This is a genomic window from Streptomyces sp. NPDC059567 (genome assembly GCF_042735655.1).
GTDB lineage: Bacteria > Actinomycetota > Actinomycetes > Streptomycetales > Streptomycetaceae > Streptomyces.
This window is the reverse complement of sequence record NZ_JBHWBS010000010.1, coordinates 95,676-111,920: the sequence shown is the minus strand read 5'-3', so window position 1 is coordinate 111,920 and position 16,245 is coordinate 95,676. Positions and strand designations below refer to the sequence as shown.

Here is a 16,245-nt window from a genome sequence, read left to right as displayed (position 1 = left end):
GGATCACCCCGCTTCGTGTCCGCGGCAACGACCGGGACACCCGGCGGTCGCCTGATCGGACGGACAGGTCCCGGCGGGCGTGCATCGGTTGGTGCCGTCGAGTCGGTCCTCCGGCTCCTCGTCATGATCGGTGGCCCGGTAGTGGTACGCGTCCGCCCACCAGTAGTCGTCCAACCAGTCGTCGTCCTCGTCCTCGTCCTCGCCACCGTCCTCGTCGAGTTGGTCGGTGCCCCGCCACCCGCTGCGGTCGCGGATGCTGGTGTCGACGTGGGACCGCCGCTGCTCGTCCAGCGCCGCGAGGGAGGGATGCGTCTCCGCGCGGTACCGGTCTCCCAGAGGGTCCTCGCAGGCAGTGCGGGCGCGGACCGCCTTGTTGGCGTCGTCGGCGTACAAGAGCGCCGCCAGGCCCGCTCCGGCCACTGCCGCGGCCGCCCACGCCAGGACGCCGTGCGGGCGCACCATCACCAGCAGCACGAACGCCACGAGCCAGAAACCGACCACCATGGTGATGCCCATGCAGGAGCAACAGGCGAGCAGCTGCCGCCCCTCGCCGTCCGGCATTCGCGGGATCTCGGGCAGCAGCGCGTCCTGCTCGCTGATGTACGCGCTGCGCCGCGCCCGGTACTCCTCGTCGCACCAGTCGATCCAACCGATCGACACCGGCTCGGGATCGTGCCGGCGCACCGCCTCCAGCAGGGCGGCGGGCAGCGGATGGACGGGCGTCCGGCCGGGGTCGCGGCCCGCCTCGGTCAGGTGCGCCACCCCTTCCTCGTCGATGTCGAGGTACCCGCCGAGCAGCAGCTCGGCGGCGGCTGCCTCGGTCTCCTGGTTCTTCATCACGGCGACGTGGTACGGCTCGAGGTCCACGGTGGCGACCACACCGAGGATCTCGCGCCGGATCCGGGCCCGGCGCCACCACCGGAGGCCGATGGCTCCGTACACGGCGGTGGCTACTGTGAACACGGATGCGGCTAGGACGAGTTGGAGCACGCCCCGAGGCTACGTCCACGCGTGCCGGAGCAGACACGGATTTTCTTCGGCCCTCCGACACGATCCGCCGGACACCCTCCGGTCAGCTGCCGGCGGACTCGGGCGTTCAGCACCGTCGGCGTAGACGGTCGAAGCGCTCTCGGCCACCGTGGTGGCGAACCGCGGAAGCAACGGGCTGAGTGTCAGTCCCACCAGAACGTCTAGGTGTGCTCGCGGATGAGGTTCTTGGCATACGACTCCAATGTGCCGGGCTCGCTCTGCAGGACGTTGTCCGGGCAGAAGGCGAAGTGCTCCGCCGCCACCTCCTCGGCCTCCGCGAGGGTGGCGGGAGGGGCGGCCACGGAGACGACCAGGATGTCGAAGCCGAGGCCGACGACGCGTATGCCGAAGCGGTCCTCCCAAGAGCGGAGGACCGCGCACAGACGTGCGGTGTCGCTCTCGTGGTTCATCGGGCCCGTCCAGCCCACGACCGCCGGAATGTCGGCGCTGCGGCGGGCGGACACGAGCGCGAGATGCGGGTCCTTGAACCAGGAGGGGCACTCGGCGGACAGCGCGTCGGCGGTCTCGGCCGCCCGCGCGTCCGGGGTGGCGGTGGCGGCAGGCATGCTCTCGCCGATGCCGGGCCAGTCCTCGTTCTCCGCCGCGTACGCCTCCCAGTGCTCGGCGAGAACGTCGTCTGGGTCGTGATCCCCCGGGTAGGACACCTCGCCCGGCATCAAGTCCCAGCTCTCGGGCCCGCCCTGGGGTCCACCGAGATCCACGAGCACGGGGAGCAGTCCCTTCCGGGCTCCCGGGGCGCCCAGTGCCGACCAGGTGCCTGGTGCGGCCGCCTTGTCCGCGCGCCACAACAGAGGCTCGTGCCACGGACCCTCGTCGGTCGCGTCGATCAGACGCCCGGGAGGAAGCTGAAGCCCGAGGGAGCGGCCGCTCGGGTCGGTGGCCAGCCGGGGCAGTGGGTTGGGAAGAGTTGCCATGCCGGTGACTCTAGGAGCAGCCGCTGACAATGCGGTCGCCACCGGGGCGGGACCTCGACCGCCGGCCAAGGCAGGGGCCCCTCGCCGGTGCGCGAGACCCCCGCCTATGCGGTCACTTCACCGAACCCGCCATCACCCCCTGCACGAAGTGACGCTGGAAGGCGAAGAAGACCACCACCGGCACGATCAGGGAGAGGAAGGCGCCCGGTGCCAGTACGTCGATGTTGCTGCCGAACTGCCGTACCTGCGACTGCAGTTCCACCGTCAGCGGCTGAGAGGAGCTGTCGGCGAAGAGCAGAGCCACCAGCATGTCGTTCCACACCCAGAGGAACTGGAAGATCGCCAGGCTGGCGATGGCGGGGCGGCCCACTGGCAGCACCAGCTGCGTGAAGATCCGCCACTCGCCGCCCCCGTCCATACGCGCGGCCTCCAGCATCTCGCGCGGGATGTCGGCGAAGTAGTTGCGCAGCAGGAAGACGGCGAACGGCAGCCCGTAGGCGACATGGAAGAGCACCACGCCCGGGATCGTGCCGAACAGCCCCAGCTGCCCGAACAGCTTCGCCACCGGCAGCAGACCCACCTGCACCGGCACCACGAGGAGCGCCACCACGCCCAGGAAGATCCAGTCCCGGCCGGGGAACTCCAGCCAGGCGAAGGCGTATCCGGCGAGCGCCGCGACGACGACGACCAGGACGGTCGTCGGCACGGAGATCAGCACCGTGTTCCAGAAGGCGCGGGTGATGCCCGCATTGGCCAGCAGGGCGGTGTAGTTGTCCAGAGATAGCTGACCGGGGCCGGCCAGTGCCGTCCACCAGCCGCTCGACGCGTTGTCGTTCGCCGAGCGAAGCGAGGACAGCAGCAGTCCGGCGACCGGGGTCACCCAGATCAGGCCGACCACGGCCAGGAACGCCTGGACCAGGCCGTTGCCCAGCCAGCGGCGCAGCCGGCCGCCCGGCATCGTCGCGGTCGCACTCATGACTGACTCCTGCGGAAGCGGCGGACGTTGAACACCATGGCGGGGATCACCAGCAGCAGGAGCAGCACACCGAGCGCGCTGCCGAGTCCCTGGTCGTTGCCGCCGCCGAAGGACACCAGCCACATCTGGGTGGCCAGCACGGTGGCGTCCTCCTGCACGGGCCCCGGCGCGATGATGTAGATCAGGTCGAAGACCTTCATCACATTGATCACCAGCGTCACGAAGACCACGGTCAGGACGGGGGCGAGCAGCGGCACGGTGATCCGGCGGAAGACCTGCCACTCGTTCGCCCCGTCCATCCGCGCCGCCTCCAGCGCGTCGCGGGGCAGGGACGACAGTCCGGCGCCGATGAGCACCATCGCGAAGCCCGTCCAGATCCACAGGTACGCGCCGATGATGGCCGGTGTGACCAGGGCGGGGCCGAGCCAGGAGACACCCTCATAGGGCGGTGCGAAGTTCTCCGCGGGCAGCCGGACCGTGTAGGCGCCTGCCGTGAGGGCGGTGAAGCGGAACGACCCGTCGGCCGCCGTGGTCGCGGTGGCGACCGTCTTCCCGTCGCGCACCGCCTCCACCGTCATGCCGGGCAGTCCCCGTTCCGCGGCGTCGATCGCGCCCGGCCGCCCCCCGCCACCGGGCGTGAAGTCCAGGTACACGGCGCCGGTCACGTCCTTCGGACCGGCCTTGCCGGATGCGGCCGGCTTCGCGTCGGCGGGCAGCTCCTTGGGCGGTACTCCGACGACGCCGAGGGTGACGCTCTGTCCTGGGGAGACGGCATCGGCCGTCCCGTACGAGCCGTCCGGCCGCTTGTCGAGCCCCTGACCCTCGCGGGCCCGGGCCGTGGGATACGACGAGGAGTCCTGGAACACTCCGTGCACGCCGACCGCGGCCGCGTTCAGCACGCCCTTGTCCGGGTCCTCCTCGTAGGCGAGGCGGAAGATGATGCCCGCCGCCAGGAAGGACACGGCCATCGGCATGAACAGCAGCAGCTTGAACGCGGTCGCCCAGCGGACCTTCTCCACCAGCACCGCGAGGACAAGCCCCAGCCCGGTCAGCAGCGTCGGCGCGACGACGACCCAGATGGCGCTGTTGCGGACGGCGGTCAGGGTGGCCGGGTCGCGGAAGATCTCCGCATAGTTGTCCCCGCCGACGAACCGTGTGCCGGCCGCGTCGAAGAAGCTGCGGCCCACGGAGAATAGCACCGGGTAGACGACCAGGGCGCCGAGCAGCAGCAGCGACGGCAGCACGAACGCCACGGCGATCATCCGCCGGCGGCGCCGGGCCCGGTCCCGCGGACCGTTGTCCCGGCGGCCGCCCTTCGCGGAGTCGACCCGGGGTGGTGGGGGAGCGGTGGCTGTGGTCATGACGCCCGCCTCAGTTCTTGTACGCCTTGGCCGCCGCGCCTTCCAGCGCCGCGGCGATGGCGGCCGGGTTCGACGGGTCGCGCAGGAAGTCCTGGAGGATCTTCCACTCGCCCACGCCCTTGGTGCCGCCGAACGCCGCCGGAGCCTGGTCCGACATGTCGAAGCGCACCGAATCCCCGGCGTCTATCAGCGACTTGGCCGTCTCGCGCAGCGTGTCGTCGCCGTAGGAGGCGAGGTCGAGCTTCTTGTTGGGCGACAGGAAGCCGCCCGCCTCGGCCCACACGGCCGCGGCCTCCGGCGTCGCGAGGTACTCCAGGAACGCCGTCGCGGCCGCCTGGTTCTTGCCGTCCTTCAGGACGACGGCCGCGTCACCGCCGCTGACCACCGGCGCCTTGCCGCCCGCGACCGCCGGGAAGGGGAAGAAGGTGGCATCCTCGCCGATCTTCCTGCCGAACTGGTCCTTGGCGATACCGGCGACGAAGTCGCCCTCGTACACCATCGCGGCCTCGGGCTTCGGGCCGAAGACCTTCTCGACGGAGCCCGGGAAGTCGGTGCCCAGTGCGCCCTTCTGGCCGCCCGCGATCAGCTTCTTGTCGGAGAAGAGCGCGCCGAGGGTGGTCAGCGCCTTCACCACGGTCGGGTCGGTCCACGCCAACTCGTGCTTGGCGAGCCGGTCGTACTTCTCGGGGCCGGCCTGGGAGAGGTAGATGTTCTCGAACCAGTCGGTGAGCGTCCAGCCGTCCTCACCGGCGACCGCGAAGGCAGGCAGACCCGAGTCGGACACCGCCTGGCCGCTCTTGAGCATGTCCTCGTACGTCTTCGGCGGCTTCACGCCGGCCTGGTCGAACGCCTCCGGGCTGTACCAGACGGTCGACTTGTGGGCGGCCTTGAAGTACAGGCCGTACAGGGTGCCGTCGACGGAGCCGTAGTTCTTCCACACAGGCGCGTAGTTGGCGTCGACGGCCTTCTTCGTGGTCTCCGACAGCGGCTTGAGCCAGTTCTGCCGGGCGAACTGCTGGAGCACGCCGACCTGCGGGACCAGGACCACGTCGGGGGCGTTGCCGCCCTCGATCTTGCTGCCGACGACGGTGGAGACGTTGTCGCCGGTGGACACGAACCGGGTCTTGGCGCCGGTCTTCTCGGTGAAGGCGTCCAGCACCTTCTGGAAGTTCTTCTGCTCGGCGCCCGACCAGACACCGGCCACATCCAGGGTCTGGCCGGACAGCTCCTTGCTGCCGCCGCCGGCGCTCACGGGGCCGCCGCCGCACGCGGTGGCGCCGAGCGCCAGGGTGAGTGCGGAGCAGCAGGCCATCGTCATCCGTCGCTTGTTCATCGCAGTCCCTCCAGGGTGGTGTCGTCACTGATCCACCAGGCGGCGGTGGATCCGGGCAGTGCGCCGGTGGGGCACGGTCCGCTGGCCAGCAGCGGGGCGCCGGAGACCGGGGCGGGCACCGGAGCGGTGCCGAAATTGACGGCGCAGACGAGCCCGTCGCCGCGCAGGAAGGCCAGCACGCCGGGCGGCGCGTCCAGCCAGCGCAAGGTCCCCTCGCCCAGCTGCGGCAGTCCGTGCCGCAGCTGCAGGCCCTCGCGGTACAGGTGCCAGAACGAGCGGGTGTCGGCCAGCGCCCGGTCGGTGGCGTGCTCGGCGAACCAGCCGGGCTGGGGCAGCCACGGCTTGGCGCTCTCCGCCCCCGTGCTGAAGCCGAACGGGGAGGCGTGCCCCGACCACGGCAGCGGCACGCGGCAGCCGTCGCGGATCCGGGCCCGGCTTCCGGTGCGCCGGAATATCGGGTCGGTGAGCACCTCGTCCGGCAGGTCCACGACCTCCGGCAGGCCCAGCTCCTCGCCCTGGTAGATGTACGCGGCGCCGGGCAGGGCCAGCATCAGCAGGGCGGCGGCGCGCGCCCGGGCGGCGCCGAGCCCGCTGCCTTCGGTGCCGGACTCGCCGTACCGGGTCACCGTGCGCACCTGGTCGTGGTTGTTGAGCACCCAGGTGACGGTGGAGCCGGTGCCCGCGATGTCGCGCATCGCCTCGTCGATCACCTTGCGGAAGGTGTCGGAGTCCCAGGGCGCTCCCAGCAGGTCGAAGAAGAACGCCTGGTGCAGCTCGTCGGGGCGGACGTACCGGGCATGCTCGCGGGCGGTCGGCACCGACACCTCGCCGACCAGCAGCCGCTCGCGCCCGTCCTGGGCCGTGTACTCCTCGCACACCGACCGCCAGTGGCGCCACACGTCGTGCACCTCGGGCCGGTTCCAGGCGAGCGGGTTGACCGAGTCGCGGGTGCGGGCGTCGGCCTCCGGGTCGGGGGAGTCCGGCAGGTCGGGGTGCTTGAAGAGTCCGGCCGCCACGTCGATGCGGAAGCCGTCGACGCCCCGGTCCAGCCAGAAGCGCAGGGCGTGGTCGAAGTGGGCGCCGACCTCGGGGTTGCGCCAGTTCAGGTCCGGCTGCTCGGGGGTGAACATGTGCAGGTACCACTGGCCGGGGGTACCGTCCGGCTCGGTGACCCGGCTCCAGGCGGGGCCGCCGAACATGGCATGCCAGTTGTTGGGCGGCTCGTCGCCGTCGGGGCCGCGGCCCTCGGCGAAGTGGAAGCGGGCGCGGGCTTGGCCGCCGGGACCGGCCGCCAGTGCCTCGCGGAACCAGGAGTGCTCGCTGGAGCAGTGGTTGGGGACGATGTCCAACAGCACCTTGATGCCCAGTCGGTGGGCGTCGGCGACCAGCAGGCCGAATTCGGCGAGGTCGCCGAAGACGGGGTCCACGTCGCAGTAGTCGGCGACGTCGTACCCGTGGTCGTGCTGCGGCGACGGGTAGAAGGGGCTCAGCCAGATGCCGTCGACCCCGAGCTTCTTCAGATACGGCAGGCCGGCCCGGACACCGGCGAGGTCGCCGATCCCGTCGCCGGTGCTGTCCAGGAAGCTGCGGACGTACACCTGGTAGATCACCGCGTCGCGCCACCAGTGGCGGTGGCTTGGGGCTGTGAGCATCACCCGTTGACCTGTATTTCTGCGTGAAGGGGTGCGCGCCACCCAGAGCGGGTAGCGGTTATGCATACATGTTAAGTAGGAGTGACGAGAGGGTGTCAACGAAGCTGCCGAAGAACGGCGCTTGTTGGGGTTGAATGCCCTAGTTTGTCCCGGTACTCAGGGCGCGTCAGTCCACATGCTGATCCCTAACAGGTAAGTAGGCGCCCCGGAGGTGACAGAGTGATGAGAAGGGAGTCAGCGACGACGGGCGATGGCCGCGAGCTCGTCCGCGAGCCGACGCACCGCCGCCTCGGGCGTCTGGTGCTGCGCCATCGCGTCATGCGCCACGGCCTGCACGGCGAGGCTCACCTGCTCGTAATGCGGGCTCTTGGGGCGCGGCGCGGCAGAGAGCACACTCGCCCGCAGCGCGGGCAGATACGGGAAGCGCGCCACGAGCGCCGGATCCTCGTACAGGGCGGCCCGCACCGGCGGCAGGGCGCCTTCGCTCAGGACGCGGCGCTGCACCCGCTCGCTCGTGAGGTACGCGATCAGGTCACGCGCCGACTCGGGGTGCCGGGCATGGCTGCTCACGGCCAGATTGGAGCCGCCCAGCACACTCGCGCCCGGCCCTCCGGGGCCCGGCAGCGGCACCGCGCCGAACTTCCCCGCGACTCTCGACTGAGCGCCGGAGGCACCGGCGTAGGCGTACGGCCAGTTGCGCAGGAAGAGCAGCCGGCCGTCCTGGAACGCCTGCCGGGACTCCTCCTCCTTGTACGTCAGGGCTTCCTTCGGTATCCAGCCGTCCCGCACGCCACCGGCGAGGAACCCCAGCCCTTCGCGGGCTGCCGCCGAGTCGACCGTGACCCGCTCGCCCTCGTCGCCGAGGACCGTCCCGCCCGCCGAATACACCGCCTCGGCGGCGTTGACCGTCAGCCCCTCGTACGGCAGGAACTGGCCCGCGTACCCACCCAGGCCGTGTTTCGGGGCGATGGTGCGGGCCTGGCGCTCCAGCTCCGCCCACGTCCGCGGCGGGCGCTCTCCCTCGCGGTCCAGCACGTCCTTGCGGTAGAAGAGCATCCCGGCGTTCGTCACATACGGGACCGCGTACAGCCGCCCGTCGTACGTCGCGGTGTCCACCACCGGCGGGAGGAAGCTCTCCAACGGGAACCGGCCCCGCTCCAGCGGCGCGATCCACCCCGCCGCGGCGAACTCCGACGTCCACGCGACATCGATGTTGAGCAGATCGAACCTGCCCTCGCCCGACCTCAGATCCGTGATCATCTGGGCCCGGGTCTCGTCGGCCGAATCCGGCAGCTCGACCAGGGTGACCTTCTCGGCCGGATGCGCGCGGTTCCAGCCGTCCAGGACCGAGCCGAGATAGCCGGTGAGATCACCGGCCGTGGCCAGCGTCATGGGGCCGCGCCCGCCCTCGCGTTCCGCGCCGCCCGACGGGGCGCCGGAGGCCATGTAACCCGTCAGTACGACCGCGAGAACCAGGAATCCCCTACCCGCGGCCCGTATCCACCGCATAGGTTCCTCCCAGAGCGCCGCGCCGTACACCTTCGTCCAGCAACAGGGCATGTATACCCGTTAGGCATGGGCGATACTAGAGCCCTCATCACAACGGGAGCACGCCAAGGGAGGACAGTACGGGTGCGTCATCCCCTCCTCGCCCTCCTGGCCAGGGGCCCCGCCCACGGCTACGAGCTCAAGCAGGACCTTGAGCAACTGCTGGGCGCCGCGTACCCTCCCACCAACGTCGGCCAGATCTACGTCACGCTCGGCCGGCTGGAGAAGTCCGGGCTGATCGAGGGCGAGGAGATCGCCCAGGAGAGCCGCCCCAACAAGAAGATCTACCGCCTCACCGACGCCGGGCAGGAAGCACTGCGCGCCTGGTTCGACGAGACGGCGGACGAGCCGCGGGTACGGGACGAGTTCTTCATGAAGCTCGCCCTCGCCCCGCGCACGGGTCTCGCCGACCAGATCGCCCTCATCAACAAGCAGCGACGCGAATACCTCACCACCATGCGCAATCTGTCCAAGCTGGCCGCCGCCGAAGACCGGGACAACCGCATAGCCCACCTGCTGATCGAAGGCGCCATGCTGCACCTCCAGGCCGACCTCGACTGGCTGGAGCGATGCCAGGAGGAGCTGGAGGAGCTGCAATGACGGACTCCGCCGTACCCGTGCCGCTGCTGCACGCGGAGCGCATCGTCAAGACCCACCACAGTGAGGGCGCGCCCGCCCACGCCGTACGCGGCGTCGACCTGACCGTGCGGCGGGGCGAATTCGTCGCCGTCACCGGCCCCTCAGGCGCCGGCAAGTCCACCCTGCTGCATCTGCTCGGCGGCCTCCAGCGTCCCGACAGCGGCTCGCTCCAGCTCGACGGCGAGAGCACCGACAGCTGGTCCGAGGCCCGCTGGGCGGTGGAGCGGCGCCGTCGCATCGGCATCGTCTTCCAGTTCTTCAACCTCGTCTCCAACCTCACCGTCGCCGACAACGTCGAACTGCCCGCCCTGCTGGCCGGCACCTCCGCCAAACACGCCCGCGCCGAACGCGAGAAGCTCCTCGCCGAGCTGGGCCTCGAGAGCAAGGCCCGCAGCATGCCCGGCGAGCTGTCCGGCGGCGAACAGCAGCGCGTCGCCCTCGCCCGCGCCCTGGTCAACCAGCCGCGGCTGCTCCTCGCCGACGAACCGGCCGGCAGTCTCGACAGCAAGGGCACCCGCGAGGTGATGCGGCAGCTCGCCCGCTTCCACCAAGGCGGCCAGACCATCGTGCTCGTCACCCACGACGCACGGCTCGCCAGCGCCGCGGACCGGGTGATCAGCTTCTTCGACGGCCGGATAGCCGACGACGTCGACCTGGGCGCCACGCCGCCACGCGGCACCGGCCTCGCCGGCGTACTGGAACTGAAGGACTGACCCGTGCGGGCCATGCTGCGCTGGGCGCATGCCGATCTGCGCACCCACCGGGGCGAGGCGCTGTTCATGGTCGCCGCCACCGCCGGGATCGTCGCCGCGCTGCTGCTGGCCACGGCGCTCTTCGGCTACGCCACCAACCCCTGGCAACGGATCTTCACCCAGTCCCGCGGCGCTCACGTGTGGATCCATACCGGCCCCGCCGCCGACACCGGCTCCCTCGCCGCCCTGGACGGCGTCGAGCAGCTCTCCGGCCCCTACCGCACCGCGTCGGACACCGTCGCCTCCCGGGGTGCCCGCGCCGGCGTGGAACTGCGCGCCACCGGCACGGAGCCCCCGGCCACCGGTCGGGCCGTGCTCACGTCGGGCCGCTGGCTCGACGACGCCGTCCCCGACGGAGTCGTCCTGGAATCCGGCCTCGCCCGTGCACTGTGGGCCGAACCCGGCGACCGCCTGACCCTGCCGAACGGCCGTACCCTGACCGTCCTCGGCGTCGCCGACAGCGCGGAGCCCCGCTACCGCGCCGGTGAGCGGCCCGGCACCGTCTGGGCACTGCCGCGCGCGGTGCCGGACGAACGTGGCGGCGGCCAGGTCGTCGGACTGCGCCTCACCGACCCGGAGGACACCGACTACGCCGTCCAGCGCGCCGTCACCACGCTCGGCTCCGGCGCCGTCACCGACGTCTCCACCTGGCAGCAGGCCCGCGCCGAGGCCCAGGGCGACACCAAGCTGCTCGGTCAGGTCCTCGGACTCTTCGGGCTCGGCGCGCTGATCGCCGCCGCCCTCGCGGTGTTCGGCGCCATCAGCACCCGGGTGCGCGGCCACCTACGCGACATCTCCGTCCTCAAGGCCATCGGCTTCACACCCGGCCAGGTCGTACGCGTCTTCCTCGTCCAGCACCTCGGCTTCGCCGTACTCGGGGCGACCCTCGCCACGGCGGCCGTCCGGACGCTCGGCAACCGCCTGCCCGGCCGGCTCGGTGACGCCGTCGGCGTGTGGCAGGGGCTCGAGGGCCACACGGCGGCGCTGCTCGCGGTGCCCGTCGCGGCGGTGCTGTTCATCGGAGTGGCCACCTGCCTCGCAGCGTGGCGGGCCGGACGAGTGGAGCCCGTACCCGTCGTCCCCGCCACCGCGGCACCGGGCTGGGGGTCTGCCCGGACGACGTCCGGGGGAGGGCTGTCCCGCGCCGCCCGAGCCGCGCTCGGACTGCGCATGCCGCCCACCCTGATCCTCGGCTGGCACCGGGCCTTCGGCCGAGGCCGGCGAGCCCCGGCCACCATCGTCCGCCTCGCCCTGCCGCTGCTGCTGATCACCGTGGCGCTCAGCGCCTGGACCACCATCGAACGCTTCGACAGCCGCCCCGAGCAGCTCGGCCACGCCGCCGCGCTCACCGCCCGCCCCGACGCGACGCTCACCGACCGCGAGGCCGCCGCGCTGCTGGAGGCCAACAGGAAGATCACCGCCGCCCATCCAGGCCTGGAGGTCGCCGCACTGGTCCCCGGCCAGACCGGCACCATCGCCCTGCGCGGTCTCGGCACCCGCGACGAGCCCTACCCGTACACGATCGCCGAGGGCCGCCCCGCCCACGGCCCCGACGAGGCCGTCGCCGGCCAGGGCCTGCTCGACCTGCTCGACGTACGCGTCGGCGACTGGGTGCGCGTGACGGTCGGCGGCCACCCGCAGGTACTCCACCTCGTCGGCCGCAGCATCGAACCGGAGAACGGCGGCAGGGTCATCTCCACCTCGCTCGACACCCTGCGCGAGAACGACCCCGCGCTGAGCCCCACCCTCTACCAGCTCCGTCTCGAGCCAGGAGCCGACCCGCACTCGGTCCGCGCCGAACTCGCCGACGCCTCCCGGGGCCACCTCGACATCCACGAGGTCACCACCCCCGCCGACCGGCTTTCCGCCCTGCGCGGCGTCGTCGTCGGCCTGATCACCGTCCTCGCCCTGATCGGCCTGACCGAACTGTCCACGGCGATCGGCGGCAGCATCCGCGACGGCGAACGAGACCTGCTGGCCCTGAAGGCCATCGGCCTCTCCCCGCGCCAGATCACCGCCGTCACCGTGACGGCCATCGGCTGCACCGCGCTCGCCGCCACCCTCGCCGCGACGGCCCTCGGCGTACCCTTCGCTCGCTGGCTCATCGACCACGAGGCCCACACCACAGGCATCGGCTCGGGCATCGCCCAGGTCCTGCCCGCCGGATACCTCGCGGCCATGAGCGCCGCCGCCGTCCTCGGCGCGATCGCCCTGACGGCCCTCCCCGCGTCCCGCGCGGCCCGCCGCCGCCTCGCGGACACCCTGAGCGCGGTCAACTGACGTCCCACAGCGCGCGGCAGCCGGACCGCCTCGGCCGGCGCCGCCGCGCGCGCACGCCTACCGGCCCTGGCGGGTTCGCCGGGGAACGCAACACCGAGCATGCCTACGTTCGGGGCCGAACGCAGGGAACGGCGTGAGCGGCGGCTTCTGCCCACGGCAATTCACACCTCCGCCTCGCGCACCTCGCGCACCGCACGGCAGCTGTCGCAGCGGACGAGATTGCACGAGCGCAGCTGCGTGCCGGCGGCCGGCTCGACGAAATCCCCGTCCTCGTCCTGGCCCAGCCCGACCAGCTCGCAGCCGCGCCGGTTCGGCGCCCGATGTGGCTACGCGTCGCGCCTCTGCAGGAGCAGGCCGCCGACCAGCAGCGCGGCCGCGGCCCACGCGGCGAGCACACCCAGCCCGGCCCAGGGGCCGATGGGCAGCCCGGGCAGGTTGACGGTGGCCTGGACCGCGAGCCCGGCGGTCATCGGCGCGATCTGCTGAAGGTGCCGCTGCCACTCCGGATCGTGGACCACTTGGGCGACGACCGGGAAGAGGTAGAGCAGCCCGAGGGTGATCCCGATGGCGGTCGCCGCCTCCCGTACCGCCGTTGCCACGCCGAGGCCGATCAGAGCGACCAGACCGAGGTAGAGAACGGAGCCGGCGGCCGCGCGCAGGGTCGGGCCGTCGGCCAGGGACAGCGGGGCGTAGCCGTGCGCCTCGGTGAAGCCGTTGCCGGGCAGGATGTGGCGGCCGGCGAGGAGGGAGAGCAGGACGGCGATCGTCCCGCAGGCCAGGACGACCACGGTGAGGACGGTCGCCTTGGCGGTGAGGACGGTGATCCTGTTCGGCACCGCCATGAGCGTGGTGCGGATCATCCCGGTGCCGTACTCGCCGCTGACGGCCAGGACCGCGAGGACGGCGATGACCGCCTGTCCGGCGGTGACGCCGGTCAGGGCGAGCCTGACGGCGTCCTGCCCGCATCCCGCGTCCGGGCACTTCACGGCCTTGGCGGTGCCGGAGCCGACGGCCACGGTCAGTGCGACGACGAGCAGGACCAGCCATCCCGTTCCCCCCGCGCTGCGCAGCTTCGTCCATTCCGCGCGCAGAGCGTGGCCGAAGCCCCCTCGGCCGCCGCCGGCCGCCTTGCTGACGAGTGGTCCGTTACCGAGGAGACTCATACGTCCCTCCTGCGCAGCCGCACCACGGCCAGGCCGAACGCGAGCGCGGCATAGCCGCCCAGCACGGCGAAGCCGGTCCACGGCGTCAGCGGGTGGTAACCGGTCGACGGCTCGTACACGCTGAGCACATGGGCGTAGTACGGCAGGGTCTGCTGGACGGCGAAGCCCGCCGCCGGAGTCACTCGAAGCAGCCACTCCGAGACGCCCGGGGGCAGCACGCCTGAGGTGGCGAGCAGGAAGGGCAGCACGATCGACGCGATGACCAGGGCGACCGCCGTGGCGCTGCGCCGCAGCAGTGTGCCGACGCCGAGGGCGAGTACGGCCGCGGCCGCGCAGAGGAGTCCGGTGCCGGCCATGACGCGCAGTTCGGTCGCCGCCGCGACCGGGAAGACGTGGAAGCCCCTGCCGAGTGCGCTGCTCTTCCCGATGGGAATGGTGATCGCGGCGGCGACCAGGCCGACGGCGAACGCGACGCCGCCGGCCACCAGGGCCTTGGCGCCGAGCACCCGGCCCCGCGGCGGGACGGCCGCCATGGTCGTACGCAGCAGGCCGTGCCGGTACTCGCCGGTGATGAACACCGTGCCCACGGCGGTCACCACGACGAGTCCGGCGAACGTACCGACGAGGAAGTTCTCGACGGAGAAGCCGCCGCCCATGACGGGCCCGCCGACGACCGGCGCGATGTCGCCGGCCCCGGTCACGGTGAACCCGCCGCCGGTCCGGGTGAAGCCGCCCTTGATGGTGCTCGAGTAGCTGCCGGACGTGCCTGCGTCGCCGCCCACCTGTGTGCCGCTCCACGCACCCGGGGACCAACCGCCCGTCAGCTCCGGGGTGCCGAAGGTGCCGGTGGCCGCGGCGGGGCTGAAGCCCGCGCCCGCGCCGGTCTCCTGCATCGCCTGCGGTGACGCCGCGAAGAACCCGGCCCGCACGGTGTGCGGAAGCCCGGGCAGCTTCACGCTGTCGACTTCGGTCCAGCGAGAGCCGTCGGTGGAGACGTAGCCGGTGAGGGTGTCGCCGGAGCGGACCAGGCGCAGCCGACGCGGGGAGTCCGCGGCGACCTTGCCGGGAGGGCCTGCCGTGTCATGGGTGAAGTCGTACTGCATACGCACGCCGTGGCCGCCGGTGGCCATGACCGCCGCATACCGGGATCCTCGGGTGAGGCTCTCCTTCATGATGATCCCGGCCTTCGCCCAGGGCTGGGTGCCCGAGACCGACCCGCTGCCGATCCCCGTGTCGGCCACCCCGCTCAGGGACCGCAGGTCGACGGTGAGGCTGCCGTCGCCGGTCAGCGTCTTGTGGACCAGGTAGAAGTTGTCGTTGACGGCTTCGCCTCCGGGACCCTTCGGGTACGAGGAGGTGCCGGTGCCGGAGCTGTCGGGGGCGGGTGCGGCCGTGCCGAGCAGGCCGACCACGATCGTTGCCAGAAGCGCGGCCGCCATGGCGAGCACCCAGCCGCGTACCGTACGGAACTTCGTCCACTCGGCGTGGAGCGCAGCGAGGAACCCACCCCGCGCGTCACGTTGCGTGGCCGGCGTGCGTGGCGTGAGGGTGGTCGTCATCGCGTGACCTCCCCCGCCGGGATACCCCGGTACTCCACCGCGTCCCGGGTGAGCTCCATGTACGCCTCCTCGAGCGTCGCCCGGTGCGCGGACACCTGCGAGAAGGGCACTCCGTTCCGGGCGAGCAGGGCCACGATCTCCTCGTCGGGCAGTCCCGTGACACCGAGCGTGTCGGGGCCGGTGGCGAGCACGGTGGCGCCCGCGCCGTGCAGGATCCGGGCGGCGCGCGGGGGCGCGGAGGTACGCAGGACGACCCGGCCCCCGGACGCCTCGGCGAGCAGCTCGGACACGCTGGTGTCCGCGACGACCCGGCCGCGTCCGATCACCACGAGGTGGTCCGCGGTGCCTTCGAGTTCACTCATCAGATGACTGGAGACCAGGACGGCGCGGCCCTGCCGGGCGAGCGTCGCCAGGAAGCCCCGCATCCACACGATCCCGTCAGGGTCCAGGCCGTTGAACGGCTCGTCCAGCATGACCACCGGCGGGTCTCCGAGCAGAGCCGCCGCGATTCCCAGGCGCTGCCTCATGCCCAAGGAGAAGCCGCCCGCCTTGCGCCGGGCCGCCGAGCCCAGGCCGGCCTGCTCGATGACCTCGTCCACCCGCCGGGCCGGCACCCCCTGGGAGTGGGCCAGCCAGAGCAGGTGGTTACGGGCGGTGCGGCCGGGTTGCAACGCCGAGGCGTCGAGCAGCGCCCCCACGTGCCGCAGCGGGCGTCGCAGACTCCGGTACGGCACCCCGCCGACGAGGGCAGTGCCTGCCTCGGCCGCGTCCAGGCCCAGGATCACGCGCATCGCGGTCGACTTTCCCGCGCCGTTCGGGCCGACGAAGCCGGTCACCCGTCCCGGACGCACGGTGAACGTCATTCCGTCCAGGGCCTGTCGGGACCCGAACCGTTTGCGCAGACCGGCGACCTCGATGGTCGCCTCCGTGTCGTGGCCGCCGACGGCGGCGCTCTCATCTCTCATGAGCCTCACCCTGCGACGGCATCGGTTACAGCGGACGAACGAGCACTGTCATC

At 71.9% G+C, this 16,245-nt stretch carries 13 protein-coding genes; 3 read left to right on the top strand and 10 right to left on the bottom strand.

Annotation, left to right across the window (positions count from 1 at the left end; all coding sequences use genetic code 11):
• Window positions 1-3 precede the first annotated feature (3 nt).
• From ACFVZW_RS08025 to ACFVZW_RS07995, 7 genes are all read right to left on the bottom strand, one after another.
• Complete coding sequence (locus ACFVZW_RS08025; protein ID WP_384518362.1) at window positions 4-990, bottom strand: hypothetical protein; 987 nt, start codon at window positions 988-990, stop codon at window positions 4-6.
• 200 nt (window positions 991-1,190) lie between these two features.
• The gene (locus tag ACFVZW_RS08020; protein WP_384518359.1) at window positions 1,191-1,964 is read right to left on the bottom strand and encodes a DUF4253 domain-containing protein; all 774 of its coding nucleotides are present in this window, start codon (window positions 1,962-1,964) and stop codon (window positions 1,191-1,193) included.
• 112 nt (window positions 1,965-2,076) lie between these two features.
• Window positions 2,077-2,940: a carbohydrate ABC transporter permease gene (locus tag ACFVZW_RS08015; protein WP_384518357.1), complete on the bottom strand. Its 864-nt coding sequence runs from the start codon at window positions 2,938-2,940 to the stop codon at window positions 2,077-2,079.
• Window positions 2,937-4,301, bottom strand: a complete 1,365-nt coding sequence (locus tag ACFVZW_RS08010) for a carbohydrate ABC transporter permease (RefSeq protein ID WP_384518354.1) — start codon at window positions 4,299-4,301, stop codon at window positions 2,937-2,939. Before ACFVZW_RS08010 ends, ACFVZW_RS08015 begins: the two co-directional genes overlap by 4 nt.
• Before the next feature lie 10 nt (window positions 4,302-4,311).
• The gene (locus tag ACFVZW_RS08005) at window positions 4,312-5,634 is read right to left on the bottom strand and encodes an ABC transporter substrate-binding protein (RefSeq protein WP_384518351.1); all 1,323 of its coding nucleotides are present in this window, start codon (window positions 5,632-5,634) and stop codon (window positions 4,312-4,314) included.
• The gene (locus ACFVZW_RS08000; protein ID WP_384518348.1) at window positions 5,631-7,286 is read right to left on the bottom strand and encodes a glycoside hydrolase family 13 protein; all 1,656 of its coding nucleotides are present in this window, start codon (window positions 7,284-7,286) and stop codon (window positions 5,631-5,633) included. Before ACFVZW_RS08000 ends, ACFVZW_RS08005 begins: the two co-directional genes overlap by 4 nt.
• 234 nt (window positions 7,287-7,520) lie before the next feature.
• Complete coding sequence (locus ACFVZW_RS07995; RefSeq protein WP_384518345.1) at window positions 7,521-8,795, bottom strand: ABC transporter substrate-binding protein; 1,275 nt, start codon at window positions 8,793-8,795, stop codon at window positions 7,521-7,523.
• 123 nt (window positions 8,796-8,918) lie between these two features.
• Here ACFVZW_RS07995 and ACFVZW_RS07990 point away from each other — a divergent pair, with 123 nt between their 5' ends.
• The 3 genes from ACFVZW_RS07990 to ACFVZW_RS07980 are packed head-to-tail and all read left to right on the top strand — an operon-like array spanning window position 8,919 to window position 12,505.
• Entirely contained in the window at window positions 8,919-9,434 is a 516-nt protein-coding gene (locus ACFVZW_RS07990) for a PadR family transcriptional regulator (RefSeq protein ID WP_362364795.1), read from the top strand.
• Window positions 9,431-10,186, top strand: a complete 756-nt coding sequence (locus ACFVZW_RS07985) for an ABC transporter ATP-binding protein (RefSeq protein WP_384518342.1) — start codon at window positions 9,431-9,433, stop codon at window positions 10,184-10,186. The genes ACFVZW_RS07990 and ACFVZW_RS07985 overlap by 4 nt, the downstream gene beginning before the upstream one ends.
• 3 nt (window positions 10,187-10,189) lie before the next feature.
• The gene (locus ACFVZW_RS07980; protein ID WP_384518339.1) at window positions 10,190-12,505 is read left to right on the top strand and encodes an ABC transporter permease; all 2,316 of its coding nucleotides are present in this window, start codon (window positions 10,190-10,192) and stop codon (window positions 12,503-12,505) included.
• Between the two features lie 326 nt (window positions 12,506-12,831).
• Here ACFVZW_RS07980 and ACFVZW_RS07975 read toward each other — a convergent pair whose 3' ends face one another.
• Genes ACFVZW_RS07975 through ACFVZW_RS07965 form a run of 3 tightly spaced genes read right to left on the bottom strand, consistent with a single transcriptional unit; the run spans window position 12,832 to window position 16,192 of the window.
• Window positions 12,832-13,668 (bottom strand): ABC transporter permease subunit, encoded by an 837-nt coding sequence (locus tag ACFVZW_RS07975; protein ID WP_384518336.1) that lies wholly within the window; start codon window positions 13,666-13,668, stop codon window positions 12,832-12,834.
• A complete protein-coding gene (locus ACFVZW_RS07970) occupies window positions 13,665-15,227 on the bottom strand; it encodes an ABC transporter permease subunit (RefSeq protein ID WP_384518335.1) in 1,563 nt (520 codons plus the stop codon). Before ACFVZW_RS07970 ends, ACFVZW_RS07975 begins: the two co-directional genes overlap by 4 nt.
• Window positions 15,224-16,192, bottom strand: coding sequence for an ABC transporter ATP-binding protein (locus ACFVZW_RS07965; protein WP_384518332.1), 969 nt, complete (start codon window positions 16,190-16,192; stop codon window positions 15,224-15,226). Before ACFVZW_RS07965 ends, ACFVZW_RS07970 begins: the two co-directional genes overlap by 4 nt.
• Window positions 16,193-16,245: the final 53 nt, after the last annotated feature.